The 20,477-nt window shown below is 60.7% G+C and carries 17 protein-coding genes; 12 read left to right on the forward strand and 5 right to left on the reverse strand.

The features are described 5' to 3' along the window. Positions 1-1,432: 1,432 nt before the first annotated feature. Positions 1,433-3,103 (reverse strand): diguanylate cyclase GcbA, encoded by a 1,671-nt coding sequence (gcbA, locus tag K5K95_RS11980; protein ID WP_222589605.1) that lies wholly within the window; start codon positions 3,101-3,103, stop codon positions 1,433-1,435. Positions 3,104-3,390: 287 nt separating this feature from the next. On the opposite strand from gcbA, the gene K5K95_RS11985 reads away from it, so the two are divergent. From K5K95_RS11985 to K5K95_RS12010, 6 genes are all read left to right on the forward strand, one after another. Next, entirely contained in the window at positions 3,391-4,458 is a 1,068-nt protein-coding gene (locus tag K5K95_RS11985; protein ID WP_222589606.1) for a DUF2333 family protein, read from the forward strand. 3 nt (positions 4,459-4,461) lie between these two features. After that, positions 4,462-5,019, forward strand: coding sequence for an NUDIX hydrolase (locus K5K95_RS11990; protein ID WP_222589607.1), 558 nt, complete (start codon positions 4,462-4,464; stop codon positions 5,017-5,019). Positions 5,020-5,194: 175 nt separating this feature from the next. Next, positions 5,195-5,566, forward strand: a complete 372-nt coding sequence (locus K5K95_RS11995; RefSeq protein ID WP_090176030.1) for a translation initiation factor Sui1 — start codon at positions 5,195-5,197, stop codon at positions 5,564-5,566. A 217-nt stretch (positions 5,567-5,783) separates the two neighbouring features. Further along, entirely contained in the window at positions 5,784-7,697 is a 1,914-nt protein-coding gene (gene speA / locus K5K95_RS12000) for an arginine decarboxylase (protein ID WP_222589608.1), read from the forward strand. Positions 7,698-7,929: 232 nt separating this feature from the next. Continuing rightward, positions 7,930-9,234, forward strand: coding sequence for a type VI secretion system Vgr family protein (locus K5K95_RS12005; RefSeq protein WP_222589609.1), 1,305 nt, complete (start codon positions 7,930-7,932; stop codon positions 9,232-9,234). Continuing rightward, positions 9,231-10,043, forward strand: a complete 813-nt coding sequence (locus K5K95_RS12010) for a DUF4123 domain-containing protein (RefSeq protein WP_222589610.1) — start codon at positions 9,231-9,233, stop codon at positions 10,041-10,043. Before K5K95_RS12005 ends, K5K95_RS12010 begins: the two co-directional genes overlap by 4 nt. A 42-nt stretch (positions 10,044-10,085) precedes the next feature. Here the strand turns inward: K5K95_RS12010 and K5K95_RS12015 are convergent, their stop codons facing one another. Next, positions 10,086-11,435: an MATE family efflux transporter gene (locus K5K95_RS12015; protein WP_222589611.1), complete on the reverse strand. Its 1,350-nt coding sequence runs from the start codon at positions 11,433-11,435 to the stop codon at positions 10,086-10,088. Positions 11,436-11,597: 162 nt separating this feature from the next. After that, complete coding sequence (locus K5K95_RS12020; RefSeq protein ID WP_222589612.1) at positions 11,598-11,891, reverse strand: hypothetical protein; 294 nt, start codon at positions 11,889-11,891, stop codon at positions 11,598-11,600. 240 nt (positions 11,892-12,131) lie between these two features. Between K5K95_RS12020 and K5K95_RS12025 the strand changes: the two genes are divergently transcribed. From K5K95_RS12025 to K5K95_RS12045, 5 genes are all read left to right on the forward strand, one after another. Next, a complete protein-coding gene (locus tag K5K95_RS12025; protein ID WP_090176013.1) occupies positions 12,132-12,437 on the forward strand; it encodes a MazG-like family protein in 306 nt (101 codons plus the stop codon). Beyond that, complete coding sequence (locus tag K5K95_RS12030) at positions 12,434-13,183, forward strand: methyltransferase domain-containing protein (RefSeq protein ID WP_090176010.1); 750 nt, start codon at positions 12,434-12,436, stop codon at positions 13,181-13,183. The genes K5K95_RS12025 and K5K95_RS12030 overlap by 4 nt, the downstream gene beginning before the upstream one ends. Before the next feature lie 12 nt (positions 13,184-13,195). After that, positions 13,196-13,816, forward strand: a complete 621-nt coding sequence (locus K5K95_RS12035) for a DUF4136 domain-containing protein (RefSeq protein WP_222589613.1) — start codon at positions 13,196-13,198, stop codon at positions 13,814-13,816. Positions 13,817-13,871: 55 nt separating this feature from the next. Beyond that, positions 13,872-14,429 carry a DUF4136 domain-containing protein gene (locus tag K5K95_RS12040; protein ID WP_222589614.1) on the forward strand — a complete coding sequence of 186 codons (558 nt, stop codon included), beginning with the start codon at positions 13,872-13,874 and terminating at the stop codon, positions 14,427-14,429. A gap of 230 nt (positions 14,430-14,659) precedes the next feature. Beyond that, positions 14,660-16,642, forward strand: coding sequence for a pilus assembly protein TadG-related protein (locus K5K95_RS12045; protein ID WP_222589615.1), 1,983 nt, complete (start codon positions 14,660-14,662; stop codon positions 16,640-16,642). Here the strand turns inward: K5K95_RS12045 and K5K95_RS12050 are convergent. Both K5K95_RS12050 and K5K95_RS12055 read right to left on the reverse strand, forming a co-directional pair. Continuing rightward, a complete protein-coding gene (locus K5K95_RS12050; protein ID WP_222589616.1) occupies positions 16,612-19,380 on the reverse strand; it encodes an ATP-binding protein in 2,769 nt (922 codons plus the stop codon). The genes K5K95_RS12045 and K5K95_RS12050 overlap by 31 nt on opposite strands. Next, the gene (locus K5K95_RS12055; protein ID WP_222589617.1) at positions 19,377-19,817 is read right to left on the reverse strand and encodes a TadE/TadG family type IV pilus assembly protein; all 441 of its coding nucleotides are present in this window, start codon (positions 19,815-19,817) and stop codon (positions 19,377-19,379) included. The genes K5K95_RS12050 and K5K95_RS12055 overlap by 4 nt, the downstream gene beginning before the upstream one ends. A gap of 75 nt (positions 19,818-19,892) precedes the next feature. Here K5K95_RS12055 and K5K95_RS12060 point away from each other — a divergent pair, with 75 nt between their 5' ends. Next, entirely contained in the window at positions 19,893-20,363 is a 471-nt protein-coding gene (locus K5K95_RS12060; protein ID WP_222589618.1) for a prepilin peptidase, read from the forward strand. Positions 20,364-20,477 lie beyond the last annotated feature (114 nt).

The following is a 20,477-nucleotide window of genomic DNA, read 5'->3' on the forward strand; positions in this document are numbered from 1 at the left end:
TTCGCCCACCAGCGCATGCAGCCCGGTGAGGCTCAGGCCGATGACTTTTTGTCCATGCTCGACCGCCAGCCCGGCATGACGGCTGGCGTCGGCCGCCTGGCTGGCGTCACCGGCGACTTGTTGAATCGTCGCCTCCAGTTCACCCAGGGAATCGCGGATCAACGCCGTGTCGCCCGCTTGATGCTCGGCGCCACTGTGCAGGTCATTGCTCAGTTCGGCCAGGGTGCGGCTGCTGCCGGCGACCTGTTCGGCATTCAGGCGAATGGTCCCCACGAGGTCCACAAGATAAGCGCGCAGGCGATTGAGCGACGCTTCAATGTCATGCAGTTCGCGGTTGGTCTTGCCCAGTTGAATGTCTTGGCTGAAGTCGCCTTCGGCCCAGGTCGAGAGCGCCGGCGCCAGGTTGGTCAGCGTCCTGGCCAGTTTGCGTTGCAAGGTGTCGATCAGCAGGGCGATCAGCAAAATCAGGCCGATCATCACGCCCTGCATCAACCGCACTTCACCCTGGATCTGACCGTGCTGAGCGCGGACCACCGGTTCCAGCCCGGCAATGGCCTGTTGTACGGCGGCGATCTTCAGGTGCGTCGCGTTGCTGAGGTCGGCGCGTTTTTGAATCTGGTCGCGCGTGCGCGAGAGCTCGGCGGGGTAGCGCGTCAGCAGGCTGTTGAGTTCCCGTTTCAGGCCAACGCCTGCGTCTTCGGCTACGGTTTTTTCGGTGTTCTCCAGGCCCATCATCGCCGAGAAATCGTCACTGCCTGATTCGCTGCTGCTGGCAACACCCAGCAGCGGCAACGCGCCAAGCAGCTCGGCCTGCGTACGGATGCTGGCGACTTCGCGCTCGACATCGGCGGCCAATTCGCTGCGGCCGCTGCTGACCAGTTTGTCCCGGGCCAGAGACAGTTTGCCCAGGTGCTGCGAGGCGGCGAGCAAGGGCGCCAGATAAGTCGCGTTTGCGCTGGCGTACTGGCTGAGTTGTTCGAGACTGGCACCAAGTTCCCGTTCCGCTTGCAACAGCAAGGCCTGCGGATCGCCCGCCAGTTTGCCGGCGGCCAGCAGATCGGTTTTGCTGAATTCTTCCAGGTTCGACAGGCTCGGGCGCAGGGTTTCAGCCAATGCGGGCGGCAACTCACCGAGTTCCTTTTGCAGGCTGTCGATGGCCTGGCTGGCGCTGCTCAAACGCAGGGCATCACCGCTGGCGAGGTAATCCTCGATATTGCGCGCCACCTCATTCTGGAATTGCTGGGACAGGCCCAGATAGCGCTCCATCAGCAGATAGGGGCGTTCCAAAGCTTTTTGCGACCACCAGAGCGTCACGCCAAGGGCCACGCACACGGCGACTAAAAGGAGGGTATTGAGATTGGTCAGCAGCTTCAGGCGCATCGCGGGTCTACCAACGGCAGAATGGTAAGCGCCTGAAGTTATTGCGTTTCTGTTACAGGGTTATGACTGAATGGGTCCAATCCGATGAAAAAGTGGCACTTTGCTTTGACGTTCGCGCGGCTTGCACGCGGTTACGTCCGCCGTCCTTGGCGCGGTACAGCGCCTCGTCGGCCTGGCTGGCCATCATCAGGCTGTCGGAGTGTTCACAAAGCTCCACCACCCCGGCGCTGAAGGTGCACCACAAATCCTGCGGCTGGGCCGGGTAGTGAATCTCGGCAAAGCGCTGACGGATTTCATCGAGCACCCTGTGCGCCGATTCGAGATCGGTGTCCGGCATGACGATGGCGAACTCTTCACCGCCGTAACGGCCGATGAAATCGGTCTTGCGCAAGCGCTGCTTCAAGAACAGCGCCAGGCTCTTGATCACCCGGTCGCCCATGGGGTGGCCATGGCTGTCGTTGACGCGTTTGAAGTGGTCGATGTCGAGCATCGCAAAACTCAGCGGCTTGTTCTCGCGGCGGGCGCGGAAGCTGCAGTCTTCGAGCAATTGCAGAATATGCGTGTGGTTATACAAACCGGTCAGGCTGTCGCGGACCATCCGCGCCTTCAGATTGCGCGCCCGGGCCGCGCGGTTGCGCACGGTGGTGATCAGGTGCCGCGGTTTGATCGGCTTGGTCAGGAAGTCGTCGCCACCTTCGCTCATGGCGTCGAGCTGCTTGTCCAGATCATCTTCGGCCGACAGGTAAATGATCGGCACGCTGACGTAACGGTCGTTGTGGCGGATCACCTTGGCCAGTTCCGTTCCCGTGCAGGTGGGCATGTACATGTCGAGGATGATCAGGTCCGGCTGAAAGTCCGCCAGCTCGGCCATCGCCTGAATCGGGTCGATCAAGGTGCGGGTGACGATGCCGGCGCTGTTAAGCAGACGTTCGGTGTGCAACGCCTGGGCGCGGGAGTCGTCGATGATCAGCACTTTATAAGGTTCGTACTGGGCGACGCAGGTCAGGACTTCGATTTTCTCCAGCAGGCTCGAGGCTTCGAGGGTGCCGGTAAGGAATTCCTGGCCGCCGGCGCGCACGGCGGCGAGGCGGGTCGGGGTGTCGGTTTCGTGCAGGCTGAAGAACAGCAGGGGCAAAGGTTCGTCCAGGCCGACTTGGGCTTCGGCCGCCAGTTTCAGGCCGATGCCGGCGCCGCTGAAATCCACGTCCATGACGATCGCCGCAGGCAAGCGCTCAATCATCGAGGAGCGAAATGCCGACACGCTGTCCAGGGACTGCGCGCTGAGTCCGAAAAATTCAAGTTGCTTGGCCAGGCGCTCGGCGCGGTCGTGATCTTGCAGCATCACGTAGATCGGCTTGCGCAGCGGCGGCAGGAAAGTCTGTTCGAGGTGATCGCCGTGACGCAGGCCGGTGCGTGACAGGCGTTGCATCAAGCGATTGAGGTCGGTGATCAGCCCGCTGCTCAGGCGTCCGCGATTGGCGTCGACCGCCTCCAGCGACTGGCCGATGTGGCGCGCCAGTTGAGAGTGTTCCGGTTGTTCGAAACGCTCGGCGAACCGCAGCAGGCGCAGGTTGGCCTCGCTCAGTTCGGACAAATCGGTAGTGGACCACTCGCTGCGTTGCAGGCGCTGCCATATCTCAAGAATTTGACGTGCCTGATGAATTACCCGCTGGGCAAAGTGGTGCTTGAGGCGCTCACGGCTGGGGTCTTCTGGCTCGGTCATATCCTGACTACTAGTTAGGGTGCATGCTGAGATCGACTGGTGGCTCTATGCTAGCACCTCTTTTGAATCCCATGAGTGTTGTGTGTCAATAATCTGCAAAGCGACATCATTCAGTTTCTGACCGACTGGTCGCATAGGCTCAACGCTGTGCTTCATTTATAGTGGCGCCAGGATCGCCTCGTTGGGTGGCTCGCTGTTTCGCGCAGGATTAATGCGCGGCAAACGAGGCACGATGGCGTAGGGTTGTGGTCGAACCGATGAACTCAAGTGATTGAAAGGATATCGCCATGCTGGACTGGAAGAATCGCGCGGGCAGCGCGCCTGAACGTGCCGCTGAACCGAAATCGGCCACCCGCAGCTACATCGGCGGCCTGTTGTTCAGCCGGGCGCTGGCCACGCTGATCGGCCTTTACCTGCTGGTGACGATTGGGCTGGGTTGGTATTGGAGCGAGGAGCCTGCGCTGTTTCCGGTTCAACAAAATGCCCAGGCGGCTGCCGAGAAAGAAGGCAAGCAGATGGTCATCGGGTACACCACGGTGGAGACCCTCAAGACCGTCGCCGGTACGTTGCTGAACAAGCCGGGCGGCTATATTTCCAACGACCGTTTCCCACCGGGCCTGTGGATGGATAACACGCCAAGCTGGGAATATGGCGTGCTGGTCCAGGTCCGTGACCTGAGTCGGGCAATGCGTAAAGACTTCGCCCGTTCCCAGTCGCAGTCCACCGAAGACGCCGACCTGGCCAAGGCCGAGCCGCGTTTCAACTTCGACAACAAGAGCTGGGTGCTGCCTTCCAGTGAGTCCGAATACCAGGAAGGCATCAATTCCCTGAGCCGTTATCAGGCACGCCTGTCCGATCCGAATCAGAAAAGCGCGTTGTTCTATGCCCGCGCCGACAACCTGAACAACTGGCTGGGCGATGTCGGCACCCGTTTGGGTTCGCTGTCGCAACGTCTGTCGGCCAGCGTCGGCCGGGTCAAGCTCAACACCGCACTGAAAACCGAAGTCCTGGCCCCGGGCCAGGTGCCGCAGGTCGATGAAGAAATCGTCGAGACCCCGTGGATGCAGATCGACAACGTGTTCTACGAAGCACGCGGTCAGGCCTGGGCGCTGTCGCACTTGCTGCGCGCCATCGAAGTCGACTTCGCCGATGTACTGGCCAAGAAGAACGCCACGGTCAGCGTGCGCCAGATCATTCGTGAGCTGGAGGCTTCGCAAGAACCGGTCTGGAGCCCGATGATACTCAACGGCAGCGGCTTCGGGGTGCTGGCCAACCACTCGCTGGTCATGGCCAATTACATTTCCCGGGCCAACGCTGCAGTGATCGACTTGCGTCAATTGCTCAATCAGGGCTGAGTCATGGTCGATAACGCCAAAGAGGCCGCCCACCGCGCGGCCTCGGATGCCGAACAGATCGCCTGGGTCGACGAGCACGATAACCTGCTCGGCGCCCTGGTCCGTTCCGATTTGCGCGAGCGCGGGCTGATCGGGCGCGGCACCTACATCATGCTGTTCAACTCGGCCGGTGAACTATGCGTTCACCGCCGCACCCTGAGCAAAGCCATTTACCCGGGTTTCTGGGACGTGGCGGCAGGGGGCATGGTGCTTGCCAGCGAAACCTATGCCGAGTCGGCAGCGCGTGAACTTGAAGAAGAACTGGGCGTGAGCGGCGTGGAATTGAGCGCCCATGATCACTTCTTCTTTGAAGACACGAGCAATCGCCTGTGGTGTTCGGCGTTTTCGGCGGTGTGGGATGGCCCGTTGATCCTGCAACCGGAAGAGGTGCTTGAAGCGCGCTTCATCCCCATTGATCAGGTCATGCTGGAAATCCAGCAAAAGCCCTATTGCCCGGACTCCCTGGCCGCGTTGATGCGCTATCTGCGGGCTCAAGGGAAAGACGTCGCAAAAGAGCTATAAATTGGCGCCGATTGGCTCTTAGCAAGTCGGCTTTTTGCCGTTACACTGCGCGACCTTTTCAAGCTGAACCGGCAGTGCCCGGCTCAGTAGCGCTGCCCCTGCCTGAGTGGGGCTTCGCGGTCGATAACCTTGCCCAAGGTTGCGATCAGTCTTTGTCCTCCCAAGAGGATTGCCGGTGGCCAAAAAAGCCGCATCCTTCGCCGCCCTTGGTGGCCTGGTATTTTCCACCGACGCAGGTCGTCATTGCCCGGATTGCAGTAAGCCGGTCGACGCCTGTATCTGCAAACAGACCGTTATCCCGGCCGGCGACGGCATTGCTCGCGTGCGTCGCGAAAGCAAGGGCCGTGGCGGCAAGACGGTGACCACCATCACCGGCGTGCCGTTGGCCGAAGACGCGCTCAAGGACCTGGCGACCACGTTGAAGAAACGTTGCGGGACCGGCGGGGCGTTGAAAGACGGGATCATTGAAATCCAGGGCGATCATGTCGAGCTACTCTTGGCCGAACTGATCAAGCTGGGTTTCAAGGCGAAGAAGTCCGGCGGCTAGCAGCCTCTGTGAAAACCACCCTCGGCTTGATCCAGCCCTGATCCGTTCAGGTCTGGCGTCGCCTACATGGTTTTCACAGAGCCTGTTCTGACCGGTTTCTAAACTCACTGCGGTCAGCGAGGTCTATCCCCTCGTTGACGAACCGTCATTTTCATTCTTTAGAATGCGCCGGCCTGATCCCAGGCGACGCTCTATGACTTCTTTATAGGGGACTTCAATGTCCGTACGACGCACACGCAAAGACGATGGCAGCCAATGGACAGTTGCGGACAGCCGCAGTGTTTACGGGATTCGCCATTGGGGGGCCGGGTATTTCGCGATCAATGACGCCGGTCGCGTCGAAGTTCGTCCGAACGGTCCGACCAGTTCGCCTATCGACCTCTTCGAGCAAGTCGACCAGCTGCGCAAAAGCGGCCTGTCCTTGCCGTTGCTGGTGCGCTTCCCCGACATCCTGCAAGACCGCGTTCGTCAGCTGACCGGCGCGTTCGATGCCAACATCGAGCGTCTGGAATACCAGAGCAAGTACACCGCGCTGTACCCGATCAAGGTGAACCAGCAAGAAGCGGTGATCGAAAACATCATCGCCACCCAGAACGTGTCCATTGGCCTGGAAGCCGGCTCCAAGCCTGAACTGTTGGCCGTGCTGGCCCTGGCGCCGAAGGGCGGCACCATCGTCTGCAACGGTTACAAGGACCGCGAGTTCATCCGTCTGGCACTGATGGGCCAGAAGCTGGGCCACAACGTGTTCATCGTGATCGAGAAAGAATCCGAAGTCGCGCTGGTGATCGAAGAAGCGGCCTCGCTCAAGGTCAAGCCACAGGTTGGCCTGCGCGTGCGTCTGTCGTCCCTGGCATCGTCCAAATGGGCGGACACCGGTGGCGAGAAGTCCAAGTTCGGTCTGTCGGCGGCGCAACTGTTGTCGGTGGTCGAGCGTTTCCGCGCGGCGGGTCTGGATCAGGGCATCCGCCTGCTGCACTTCCACATGGGTTCGCAGATCGCCAACCTGGCGGACTACCAGCACGGCTTCAAGGAAGCGATTCGTTACTACGGCGAACTGCGCAACCTCGGCCTGCCGGTTGACCACATCGACGTTGGTGGCGGTCTGGGTGTCGACTACGACGGTACTCACTCGCGCAACGCCAGTTCGATCAACTACGACATGGACGATTACGCCGGTGTCGTGGTCGGGATGCTCAAGGAATTCTGCGACGCGCAGAGCCTGCCGCACCCGAACATCTTCTCTGAAAGCGGCCGTTCGCTGACCGCTCACCACGCCATGCTGGTGGTGCAAGTGACCGACGTCGAGAAGCATAACGATGACGTGCCGCAGATCGACAACAAGGAAGCGCTGCCGGAAACCGTGCAATGGCTGGTTGACCTGCTGGGTCCGACCGACATCGAAATGGTCACCGAAACCTACTGGCGCGCCACGCACTACATGAGCGACATCGCGACCCAGTACGCCGATGGCAAGCTGACCCTGGCTGAAAAAGCCCTGGCCGAGCAATGCTACTTCGCCGTGTGCCGTCGCCTGCACAACTCGTTGAAGGCGCGTCAGCGTTCGCACCGTCAGGTGCTCGATGAACTCAACGACAAGCTGGCCGACAAGTACATCTGCAACTTCTCGGTATTCCAGAGCCTGCCGGACACCTGGGCCATCGGCCAGGTCTTGCCGATCCTGCCGCTGCACCGTCTCGACGAAGAGCCGCTGCGCCGCGCCGTGCTGCAAGATTTGACCTGCGACTCCGACGGCAAGATCAAGCAATACGTCGACGAGCAGAGCATCGAAACCAGCCTGCCGGTACACGGTTTGAACGAAGGCGAAGACTACCTGCTGGGTATCTTCCTGGTCGGCGCTTACCAGGAAATCCTTGGTGACATGCACAACCTGTTCGGTGACACCGACTCGGTGAACATCTACCAGAACGCCGATGGCAGCGTGTACCACGCCGGTATCGAAACCCACGACACCATCGAAGACATGCTGCGTTACGTGCACTTGTCGCCGGAAGAGCTGATGACTCACTACCGCGACAAGTGCGCCAGTGCCCGCATCACCGCGGCCGAGCGCACCCAGTTCCTCGACGCTTTGCGTCTGGGGCTGACCCGTTCGTCTTACCTGTCTTCCTGAGGTAAGGCTCGCTCTCATCGGGTTGTCTGAAAATGTTCCGTGCGCGACGGAAATTTCAGATGACCCGGTGCGAAGCTTCCCTGTTTTCTACCGAAATGACTTACATCATGGGTTATCCAAGCGATGTGGTCTTCTTTTCGCGTAGGTAATTTCCTAATTTGTACTTCGGCTCTCTACTCGGTCAACTCTCTCGGAGAGAATCCCCGGCCGCCCCTCCTGTAGAGAATCGCCGATGTTCGATCCAGTCAACGAGCCGTCCTGTCGTCTCGATGTAGAGGGTCTGTCCGACCCTGTCGAGGTCTTGGCCTTTACCGGTAGTGAAGCGATCAGCGAACCTTTTGTGTTCGAGGTGGATCTGCTGATCGATGATCCGACACTGGACCTGGCAAGCTTGCTGTACCGCCCGGCTTTCTTGCACTTCGGACCGCCAGGAAACGGAATCCACGGCCATTTGCTTGAACTCGTCCAGCCTGGTCAAGGCGTCGGTTCGAGGCTTTGCCGCGTGCGCATGGGGCCGAAACTGGCATGCCTGGGGCTGCGCGTCAGCCAACGAATCTTCAGCAATCGCTCGGTGCCGGACATTCTTCGTCAGGTGCTCAAGGAGCATGGCATTACCGGCAAAGGTTGCCGTTTCGATGTGAGTGGCGACTACACGCCGCAAGACTTCTGTACGCAGTACCGGGAATCGGACCTGCAGTTTCTCCAGCGTCTTTGCGCCCAAGAGGGGCTTCATTACTGGTTCGCGCATCGCGCAGGTGGTCACTGCCTGGTTTTCGGTGATGATCCGGGACAATTTAGTCGCGATGAAGCCGTCGTTTTCAATGGCGAAGGCGAACGACCGGGTGTGCTCCCGTTCACGCTGCAGGGGCGCGATCATCGGTTGGAGGGCGATACCCAGCGGCCAACACTGCGCAGCGGTCAGTGGATGTCGCTGTCCGGCCATCCGATCATGGAATGCAATCGTCGCTGGCTGCTGACCCGCGTCGAGCATCAGGCTTCGGAATCGGGGTATCGAAACCGGATTCATGCGCTGGCGGGGGAGCGTTCGATCCTGGTGACTCATGCACTCGGCAAGCCGCGGATGCATGGTCTTCAGCGGGCGTGGGTGGTAGCGATCGATGAACCGCAACCGGATTCGTCCCGGCCGGTTGCCGTGCAGTTTGACTGGGTTTACCAAGGGGAAGGCGCGGCGCCGAGTCATTGCTGGCTGCCGATTGCGCCGCAGTTGGCCGACACAGAGGACCTGCCATTGCGCGAAGGGGTGCAGGTGCTGGTGAGTTTTATCGAAGGCGATCCGGACCAACCGTTGATCACCGGATTTCTTCCTGGACCTGTACCGATCAAGGCATCCAGCGTGCCACCCGTAGCGACGCCCGATGCGAGCCTGGCGCTCAGCGGTTTGCTGGGACAGTTGCAATCCAGCGAACCGCTGGCGCTTCTGTGTCTGTTGCCCGCAGGCGGCAGTTTTATTCATTGCACCCAGCCTTTTTGCACCTGCCGACTGGCGACACAGTCTGGCCAGAGCGGTGCGGCATGATCACCGTCCAGGCACCTGACTCGACGGCGCAATGGTTATTGCTCGATGTCCCGGGCGAACCACGTGCCGGGGCGGCGCTGCGCCAGCAGTTTGCGCAGGCTCGACAGTTCCTGCTGTTCGATGGCACCGAGTTCCAGCCATTGCGCGAATACGGGCCAGTGTTGGTCGACCTTGAGCAATGCCCGCTGCTCGCCGGACTGTGTCACCGCGAGCCTCACGTCTGGAGCGGATTGTTGCTGACCAGCGAGGCATCGCCGTCACAGTTACTCGACCATTTGCGTCGCATGCTGACGGTATCCTTCGGCCTGCATCACCGTGCCTTGTTGAGCTATTACAACCCGCACACCGCCAGTTACTTTTTCGATGCCTGCGACGCCCAGGAACTGAGTCGCTGGCTCGGCCCGATCAGCCAGTTGCGCTGGTTTGGCGGCACCTGGGCCGACCGCGCAATCGGCAGTCAGGGCTGGCAGCAATTGTTCAATCCCGGGCTTGCCGTCAGTGCGCTGGCCATCGAAGAAAACCTGACGCCGCGCCAGCAGGACACCTTGCAAACCTGCATGCTGGAGCAGCACGTCTGGCATTGGAGCCGATCCACCGGGACCGACTACAACCGCCTGTGGTCCGACGCGCAGGAAGGACTGGCGCTGGGCTTCAGTGAGCGTGCGGTACTGGATGGCTGGTTTTGGCTGCGTTTGCAGTATCCCGACACTTTGCCCATGCAGCCATTGCCGGGAAGCACCCAGCAGGAACGGCTCGATAACCTGCGCAACCTGTGGCAGAACGATTCCTCCGGGCAGTCAGACCCATGAGGCTTGGGGTCTGGCGCTGGAGGTTTGGCAGGCCGGCCCGATTCAGTGAACGTTGCCGGCGAACCAGCCGTCGTTGCGGCGCAGGTACCAGGCAAACGCGCCGAGGGTCAGGCTGCGCAGCAACATGAACAGCAAGAACGTTATCCACAGCCCATGATTGCCAAAACGGTGGAGCGCCCAGGCAAAGGGCAGCAGCAAGAGCACCGTCAGCAGCATGCCGTTGCGCATTTCCCGTGCGCGAGTGGCGCCGATGAACAGGCCATCGAGCAGATAACTCCAGACGGCAATCAACGGCAGCACGGCGAGGTAGGGCAGGTAGACGAATGCGGTTTCGCGCACGCTCTGGATGTCGGTCTGCATCTCGATGAACAGATGCCCGGCCAGCGCAAACAGCGCCGCAAACCCCAGGCTCGCCAGCAATGACCAGCCGCAAGCGACCACCAATGAGCGACGCAGCGCCTCTCGATCACGCGCACCGATGGCATGTCCGCACAGCGCCTCCACGGCATGGGCCAAACCATCGAGCGCGTGGGCCGTCAGCAGCAAACCGTTGAGCAGCAGCGCGTTGGCGGCGACGGTGGCATCACCCAGCCGCGCGCCTTGCACGGTGATCAGGAAAAACACCGATTGCAGCGCCAGGCTACGGATGAAGATGTCGCGATTGACCGCCAGCAGCGGACGCCAGCTTTTCCACAGCGCCAGCGCGGCCCAGGCGATATGGCCGGGATAAGCGCGCAGGGCGTGGCGCGTCATGTATAGGCCGATCAAGGCGCCGGTCCATTCGGCAATGACCGAGGCCCTGGCCGCACCGACCACGCCCCATTCCAGTCCGAGGACGAACCACAGGTTCAGTGCGATGTTCACCAGGTTGGTGCTCAGCAAAATCGCCAGCGGTGCCCGGGCGTTCTGGGTGCCGAGAAACCAGCCGACCAGTGCATAACTGGCCAGCGCTGCCGGCAGGCCGAACAATCGGGTGTGGAAGAATTCGCGGGTCAGTTGATCCAGCTCTGCCGAGGGTTGCATGAAGTGCAGCGCGACGCCGCTCAACGGCACGCCCAGGGCCCCGAGGAGAATCGACAGGCCCATCGCCAGCAACAAGCCCTGCAACAGGATTTGCCGCAACGCTGCGCCATCTCCTCGACCGGCCGCCTGGGCGGCAAAACCGGTGGAGCCCATGCGCAGAAAACCCATGGCCCAGGCGAGAAAGGTATACAGGCTGGCCCCGACCGCGACGGCCCCCAACTGATGGGCGTGGGGCAGGTGGCCGATGACCGTGCTGTCGACCAGTGCCACCAGCGGTACGGAAATATTCGACAGAATCATGGGCGCCGCGAGCGCCCAGACCCGGCGATGGGTAGGGCGGTCGCGCCAGTCGGCAATCAGGTTGGACATGCAGGCTCCTTGGGGAGCCAGCATTGTAGCGACAGTTTGTGATGATCGTTCCCATGCTCTGCGTGGGAATGACTCCTGTGACGCTCTGCGTCACGACGTTTGGGACGCGGAGCGTCCCGGGCTGCATTCCCACGCAGAGCGTGGGAACGATCAGTCAGGTTGTCAGTGGATGATCCAGCTCAGCAACCAGAGCCCCAGCAGCAACCAGATGATCCCCATGATGATCGACGCGTTCATGAACGCCCGAATCGCTGACCACAACAGCATCAACCCCAGAATCAACGCGATGATAGTGATAATCGACGTTTCCATGCCCAAGGCACGGGACAAGCCTTCGACAAAATTGCTGCCGGCATGGCTCAGCAGGTTGAACAAGCCACTGAGGCCATCAACGATAAAGCGGATGACCGAACCGAGTGCCTGACCGAGCCATTCGAAAAAACTTTCTACCTGCATGTCGTGAACGTCCTGATGTAAGGGGTTGAGGCTTGGGCCATTGATCGCGATGGCGAGTTCCCTGCAAGCATAGAGGGTTGCATAGACCCTGTGGGAGCGGGCTTGCTCGCGAAGGCGGTTTGTCAGCCAGCACTGATGTCGATTTCAGTCCGTTTTCGCGAGCAAGCCCGCTCCCACAGGAAAAGCACCCTTGCCATCCCCGGCCATCCCCCCGAAGCTATACGCCTTCAGGAGAGCCCGATGAACCTTGTTGAACTGACCGAACGCCTGCACGCCATCCGTGACCGCAATGACTGGCGGCAATTTCATAGCCCGAAAAACCTGGCCATGGCCGCGAGCGTGGAAATGTCCGAGCTGGTGGAGATCTTCCAGTGGCTGACCGAAGACCAGTCGCGCCAGTTGCCGGCCGACAAACTCGCCCACGCCGGGCAGGAAGTCGGCGACATAGTGCTCTATTTGCTGCTGCTGTGCAGCGAATTGGGGCTGGACATGGATGAAGTGGTGCGCAGCAAGCTCGCAGACAGTGAAAAGAGGTTTGGCTCATGAGCGACCGTCATTTCGACCAGTTGGCGACCCGCTTCGCGGAAAAGATCTACGGGGGCGCCAAAGGGGCAATCCGCCTGGCCGTGCTTCAGGCCGACCTGGCGGAAACCTTGCCGGAGCGGCCGTTACGCGTCCTGGATATCGGTGCCGGCCTGGGGCACATGTCGCTGTGGCTGGCCCAGCGCGGGCATGATGTCACGCTGGCCGAGCCCGCCGAACCGATGCTCGAAGGCGCCCGCCAGCGCTTCGCCGAGGCCGGGCAGAGCGCCACGTTCATTCAGGCGCCGTGGCAGGAACTGCTCGGTCAGCTCACCGAACCTTATGACCTGGTGCTGTGCCATGCCGTGCTGGAATGGCTGGCCGAACCGCATGCGATCCTGCCGGTGCTGCATCAGTTGACGAAGCCGGACGGTTGGCTGTCATTGGCCTTCTACAACCGCGATGCGCTGATCTATCGCAACCTGCTCAAGGGTCACTTCCGCAAAATGCGCAAGAACGACATGGCCGGCGAGAAGCAAAGCCTGACGCCGCAGCAGCCTCTTGATCCGCGTGAACTGGCGGAGCAACTTGAGGGTCTGTGGCGGGTCGAAACTCAGAGCGGAGTGCGGGTTTTTCACGACTACATGCCAGTGGAGTTCCAGGCACGCGCCGAACTGGTGGACCTGCTCGAAATGGAGCTGGCTCACCGACGTCACCCAAGCTTTGCCGGGCTTGGGCGTTATTTGCACTGGATCTGTCGGCCGGTCTGATCGGAGCTCGAAATGAAAAGTCGTGCAGGGTTACTGGTGATCTGCCTCGGGTTGGGGGCGTGTCAGGGCAGCAACCCTTATGTGGCGTCGTCCAATCCGTTGCCGCCGGCACCGCCTCAAGCGGCCAGCACCTTCGACCGCAGCGCCTACCCGGCGCCGCCGCGTGACTACGGTCGTTACCGCAGCTGGGCCTGGCTCAACGGGCAACTGCCGCCGGGCAGCGTCTGGGCGGACTCGGCCGAGGTCGCAGAAGCGGTCAGCAATGCCCTCGACCAGCGCGGCTTGCGGCCGTTGCACGATACCAGCCGCCCGGCTGACCTGTTTGTCAGCGCCGATCTGCACCTGGAGACCCGCTTGCGGCAGGTGCAGGATGACTATGGCTACGGCGGCGGTTACTACGGCGGCGGTTACAACCATTACGGCAGCGGCTATGGCATGTACAACACGGTGCCGATCGTGCGCACTTATCAGGAACAGGTCGTGGTCGTGCGGGTGGATTTGTTCGACGCAAGCACCGGTCAACCGGTGTGGAGTTCAAGTGCTGAAACCGGCAATCGGGGCAGCCAAAGCGAGCGTGCCGACGCGATCCGGGAGGCTGTAGAAAAGGCGATGTCGGCGTATCCTCCTAGTTAGCTTCTGTGGTTTGGAAGCCTTTGAAAGGTTCATGTCTTCAACCCGGAGAACCATCATGATCCGCCGTTTTACCATACTGGCTGTGGCCGTGCTGCTCAGCGCTTGCGCCGCCAACCAGGTCAACAGTGACTTCGATGCCAGCCGCGACTTCGCCGCCTATCGCAGCTGGAGCTGGAAAGAGCCTGCCTTGCAATATCGCCCTGACGACCCACGGATCAAGAGCGACCTGACCGAACAGCGTATCCGCGAATCGGTGGCCGACCAATTGGATCAGCGCGGCCTGCGCCCGGCCGCTCCCGGCAGCAAGGGTAATCTGGATGTCCAGACCTACCTGATCATCGAAGAGCGCCAGCAGCAGGTGACCACCAACTATGGCGGCGGTTGGGGTAATCCCTGGAATGGTTATTGGGGCGCACCGATGTACAACGAAACCCGTAACGTCAGTTACAAGGTGGCGACCATCCAGATCGATCTACTCGATGGCAAGGACGGCAAACTGGTGTGGCGTGGCAGTGATGAGCAACTGCTCAGCCGTACAACCAACCCTTCCGATCGCAGCAATGCGATACATGAAACCGTGGGACGCATCCTCGCCAACTATCCACCGCGCTAACCACCGAACCCCAAACACCATGCCCCCCTGTGGGAGCGAGCCTGCTCGCGATGGCGTCGGTCCACTCGACATTAATGTCGACTGACTCACCGCTATCGCGAGCAGGCTCGCTCCCACATTAGTTTTTGAGTGTGGGGTGGCGTCTTGCCAGCAGTCTTGCCGAGCCTTGTCTACACTGCTTTTGACCCAAGGAGGTAGTCCTCGGTTGTGCACCGGCAAAGGAGTGCGCGATGTCTTCCCGACAGCAGTTCTACGGCGCGACCCGACAACGCGGGGCTATCGGCATGATGGCGGCGCTGACGCTGGGCATGGCCCTGGTGTTTGTGCTGCTGGTGGTCGACAGCGGTCGGTTGTACCTGGAAAAGCGCGACCTGCAGCGCGTGGCGGACATGGCCGCACTTGAAGCCTCGACCCGAGGCGGCGATTGCACCGCCGGGGCCACGGCCACGGTGTATGCCAACGCCAGCGCCAACCGCAATGGCTTCTCCTTTCCCGGCCCCAACCGCAACCTGCAGGTGGCTTGTGGTGTCTTGGCCCTGGACGCTAATAACCTTCGAGTCTTTGCCGGCGACCCAAGCAAAAGCGAAGCCATTCGGGTGATCGCCAGCCATGTGGTCCCGCAGAGTTTCGCCGGCGGCATCGGCGCACTGTTCGGTGGCGCGCCACGCGGGGCGACAGTCAACCTGTCCGCCACGGCGGTCGCCGCCTTACCGCCACCCCTGGCTTCGCTGACCATTCGCAGTACAGCGCTGAGCGTCGATACCAGCAAGTCGGTCATGCTCAATGCGTTATTCGGTGGGTTGCTCGGCGGTAACCTGAACATCAATGCCGTCGGCTGGAACGGGCTGGTGAATACCAACATCAGCCTGCTCGGCTACCTCGACCGGCTGAAAGTCGACCTCAACCTCAGTGCCGCCGGGTATGACCAGGTGCTGGGCAATACGATTGCCGTCAGCCAGTTGATCCAGACCGCCGTCAACGTGCTGGACCCCAGCGGCACACTCGGCGCGACGGCCACCATCGGCAGTCTTCAAGCGCTGAAAGTCGCGGCCGGTACGACCAGCGTTGTTCTGGGCAACATGCTGCACATTGAAACCGGCAGCAACGTGACGGCACTGGCCACCAACCTGAAAGTGTTCGACCTGATCGAAGCCGTCGTGCAACTGGCCAACAAGAAAAACGGCCTGGTGGCGACCCTGCCGATCAACCTCTCGGGGCTGGCGCAAATCACCGCTCGGGTGCAGGTCCTGGAGCCGCCCCAACTTTCCGCCATCGGCAATCCGAAAAACGCCGCGCTCGCGCCTTTGGGACCCAATCGGATTTATGTAAAAACGGCTCAGATACGCACGCTGCTGTCGGTCAACCTGCCCATTCTGAGTGCCATCCAACCGTTGCTCGCGGCGGCAGCCGATCTGGCCGGCCCCCTGACCAATACCTTGAATGCCTTGCTTCATCTAAATCTGGTTGGTGTCATCGATTCATTGACCTGCGCGCTGGGGGCTGACTGTCAGACACCGTCGATCGTGCCGCTTTCCAACGTCGTGGGCCTCGACGTCGCAGTGGACGTGTCGAGCGCCAACAGTTACGTCACCGCCTACAGCTGCCTTAGCCCAACCAGCAAGACATTGACCACCAATACCAGCACGTCCTTGGTGAATCTGAAAGTCGGCAAGATTGACCCAAACACGACGTTCGGCAGCAACACCGCGCCGCCAGCCGTGGTGGTGCAGCCGTTGAAGGTGATCGATATCGGGGTGAAAACCTGTCGTCGGTTCCTGATCTTTCCCGTCAGTTGCGACCCACGGATTCCAGGCGTCGGCGGCGGGATCGATATCATGGTCGACACCACCGTGGCCCAGAACGCCAATATCCCTCACGTCTATTCCGCACCACCGGCAACCAGCCTGCCGGAGATCAACCAGCCACCGTTCTACTATTCCTTTTCCACCAGCAATATCGTCAGCAGCCTTTCCGACACGCTGACCAATATCAAGGTCAACATGTATGGCCCTACGGGCAGTCTGGTGAGTGGTCTGGGGACGATTCTCAGCGCCGTCACCAACGTCCTGGTCGACACTATCAACGGAGTGCTCAGCCCGTTGCTCGACACCTTGATCAATACACTGCTGGTCAGTCTGGGCATCGACCTGAACAAGGTCGATGTCGGCGCCAACCTCAGCTGTCAATCCGGGCGTGCGTCACTGGTGATCTGATCGTCGTCGGCGATCGGTAACTCAATGCAGAACCGGGCGCCCTCGACGGTGTTGTTCACGCTCAGATGACCGCCCATGTTCTCGACGATTCCGTAACTCACCGACAGCCCCAACCCGGTGCCGATGCCCGCCGGTTTGGTGGTGAAGAACGGTTCGAAAATCCTGTCCAGCAGCCGTGGATCGATACCGCCACCGTTGTCCTCGACCCACAATCGCACCGATTGCTTGTCCTGTCCGGCGTACAGCGAAATCCACGGTTTGAACTCACGATCGGTCTCGCGTTTGCTCAGCAATGCGTCCCTGGCGTTGACCATCAGGTTGATCAGAACCTGTTCCAGTTGATCGATATGGCCGCGCACCTGAACTTCAAAGTCGGTCTGACTGATCCGCAGCTCGACGCCTTTGCCACGCATGCCTTCGGCCAGCAGTGACAGCGTGCCCTGGATCGCCTCGGCCGGATTGAACGGTTGCTGCTCGATCTCCGAGCGGCGGCCGAACACTCGCATGTGATCCACCACTCGCGCGGCACGCTGGACCTGCGCGTCGATGCGGTTGAGCTTGTCGGTCAGATAATCGAGCTGTACCTCACCGCTGTTCAGGCGTTTGAGCACATTGACGATGGCCATGCGCATCACGTTCAACGGTTGATTGATTTCATGGGCCAGTCCGGTGGCCATTTCGCCGAGGGTGGCCATCTTCGCGCTTTGCGTGAGTTGTAGCTGGGAGCGCCGTACTTCGGTGTTGTCACGGCCCACGGCCTGGATCTCGAGCAGGCGGCCCTGCTCATCGAACACCCCGCGATCCGACCAGACCCACCACGCATGTTCCCGTCCCGGCAATTGCAGATTGATTTCCGCGGTGCTGACCGGTACGTCCGGGCTCAGTCGGCTGAGCCGCTGGAGGAACGCGGCGCGCTGTTCGTCTGACATCCAGCTGCCCAGATTCACCCCCGGCAGTTGCTCGGGCTGACATTCCAGATACGTCGCCAGTGGCCGGTTACCAAAGATCAGGGTCAGGTCGGGGCGATACCGACAGATCATCGCCGGGGAATCCTCCACCAGTATTCGATAGCGCTCTTCGCTCTGTTTGACTTGCTCGGTGGCGAGGGTCGCTTCAGTGACGTCCAGCCACAAACCAACGGCTTCCACCGGCAGGCCGAGGTCGTTGCGTAGCAACTTGGCTTCGTCGAGCAGCCAGTGGTAATCGCCACGGCCGTCGCGCAGTCGATATCGACTGCGCACCGAGCCTTCACGCAACAACAGTCGGGTGCGTTCAAAATAGCGGTCGCGGTCCTCGGGATGAACCCGTTCTGTCAGTGCGCCGGCAGTGCAATCGGCAAGCTCCAGGCCGAGCAACGGCTGCAGGCTGGCGCTGAAGAATGTCGGTAGCAACGCTCCTTCGACGTAACGCTGCACGTAGATCACGGCCGGCGAACTGGCGATCAGATTGTCCAGTCGGGCATGGGCCGTCGAGGCGTTCTGTTCCTGGGTCTTGATGTCGCTGATGTCGAGCATGAAGCCCACCAGCCGGCGGTTTATTCCGCCACCCAGGGCCTGGCCTTGCAAGCGATACCATCTCGGTGTTTGTGTCGCGTCTGGGCAATGCAAGCGCACACACAGAAGCAACGGAACGGCATCGTCCTGCCAGTCTTGCAGACGGCTGCGAAGTTCTTCGCGGTCGGCAGGGTGCACGCGATCAAGCCATTCGCTCAGCGGCACCCGGGTCGCGAGCAGGCTCAGCGTGTCGGCGAGCGATGGCGCCAATTGCACTTCGGCGGTGGTGCTGAAAACCTCGAGCCATCCGGTACCGAGTAACGCTTGCAACGAGTCCAGCCGTTCCAGTTGCAGGTGATGCCGATGCTCGCGCAACCGTTCCAGCAAGGGGCTGGCGAGGGCGGCAGTGAGCAGCAACCAGTCGCAGTCGTTCAGATCGGGGGCGCCGCGCTGCGGCGCATAACAACCACATAGCAACCAGGCGACCACGCCGTGTGCATCGTAATAAGGCACCGCCAGCCCTTCGGCATGGCCGAAGATATCGTGCAGGCGAGGGTGCTCGCCGAACGTCAGGCGATGCACAGCGGTGCCGCTCAAACTGTCGAGCCCGGTGCCCAGGCGTTGGTTGTTTTTCCAGAGCTGCGGGGCGTCGCAGGCGGCGTAATGCTGATGAATTTGCCAGCCCTGTGCCTGCTCATCGAGCAACGCCACGGCAATGCAGGGAATATGAAAGCGCTGAGCCAGACTCTGCAGTTGATCCACCAATACGTCAGCCAGTCGCGTCAGGCTGCACAGGCGTAGTTGTTCGCTGATTTTGGCCGCGAGCAAATGACTGTGTTCGCGACTGCGTGATTGTCGACGCTCAAGCAACAAGTCGCCGATGTCGAGCAATTGCAACAGCCAGCCGTTCGCCAAGGGCTGGACCCAGCCGCGCAAATGCAGCGGGTGTCCGCTGAGGCTGTAAAAGTCCAGGTCCAGCACCTGTCCCTGCCAGTCCGACGGCGTGCCTTCGACGGCGAGGCTGCTGTGGGGCATGAGGTAATCGAGCAAGGGCGATGCCTGCGCGGCGGGTACTTGCTGGGCCAGGGCATGGCGCAGCGGACCGGTCAGGTGCAGCACCCGACCTTCGGCGTCCAGGTGTAATTGCAGGCCGACAGTTGGCACGCTCAGGGTGTCTGGCGGCGCCAGTGGCGGTAGCGGTTGGCGGTTAAGCAGACGCCCGAAGAGTTTGTCCCCGGAACTCAAAATTGCAGGCTCGCACTGGCGGTGAGGTTGGCCGGCAGGTTGGGCACTGGACCGATTCCCGGCAGCACCAGAAACGGGATCACCCGGTTCAATTTGCTGGTGGGGTAGTTGATGGTGACCTTCAAGACTCCCCCCACATAAGTAGCGCTGGCATCGGTGGCGACATTGAAGTTCAGCGCGGTGGGAATCCACGCCAGTTGCCGGCTCAACTCCGTGGTGGCAACGGTCTGCACGGCGGTGGCGTAGCCAGGTGTGCTCGGGTCCAGCGCTACGCTGCGACGCACCGCTTCGGCGGTCGACTGATTGAACGATTGCATCAGTAACAGCGGCAGGCTGTAACTCACAATCCCATAGAACACGGCGAAAAAGATTACGAACACCAAGGCAAATTCAATCGCCACGGCGCCTTTTTGCTTGCGGGGGAGGCCTGTTTTCATTAGCGCGTCTACCCTGACTGTCACTGCGTAATATCAGCATAGAATCATTCAGCCATAACGGATGTTTTTTACCGAATGCAGAGCTTTGTCCTACTGACCTGGCTGGCGTTATGCGCCGCTCAGGATGCTCGAGAAAAACACATCGCCAATGGCCTGACCCTGGGGGGCGGCTTACTGGCGCTCGTCTATTTGCTCTGGACTGACACCACTTGGCTGGGCGCCGAGGCGGCGCAGGGTGGCTGGGCTTTTTTGCTGGCGCTGGCCTTCACCTTGCCCGGTTATGCGATGCGACGCCTGGGGGGCGGCGATGTGAAATTAATGACAGCCTTGGGTTTGGCGACAGACGGTAGGCTGCTGCTGGGCGTGTTCATCGGCGCCGGATTGGCCAGCGTCCTTTGGCTGCTGCTCGCGCCAAAAGTCTGGCTTCATATGAGTCAAAGGGTTAGGGATCTTCTTAGATATTTAGGGCCGCAATCGTCAAAAAAGCCGCCGTTTGCTCCGTTTGTGCTGGTCGGATTTTTGTTCGCGCTCGCCTGGATGCACTAGTCGCCAGGCTCGGGTACTTCCATGTACATAGTTGGGAAGTGCGTCTACTTTCAAATCAGTTGTTGTACAGCCTTTGGTGCAAGTACAGGAACGGTCAGCCTTGACCCCGCAAGG

This window comes from Pseudomonas sp. DR48 (assembly GCF_019823085.1).
Taxonomy (GTDB): domain Bacteria; phylum Pseudomonadota; class Gammaproteobacteria; order Pseudomonadales; family Pseudomonadaceae; genus Aquipseudomonas.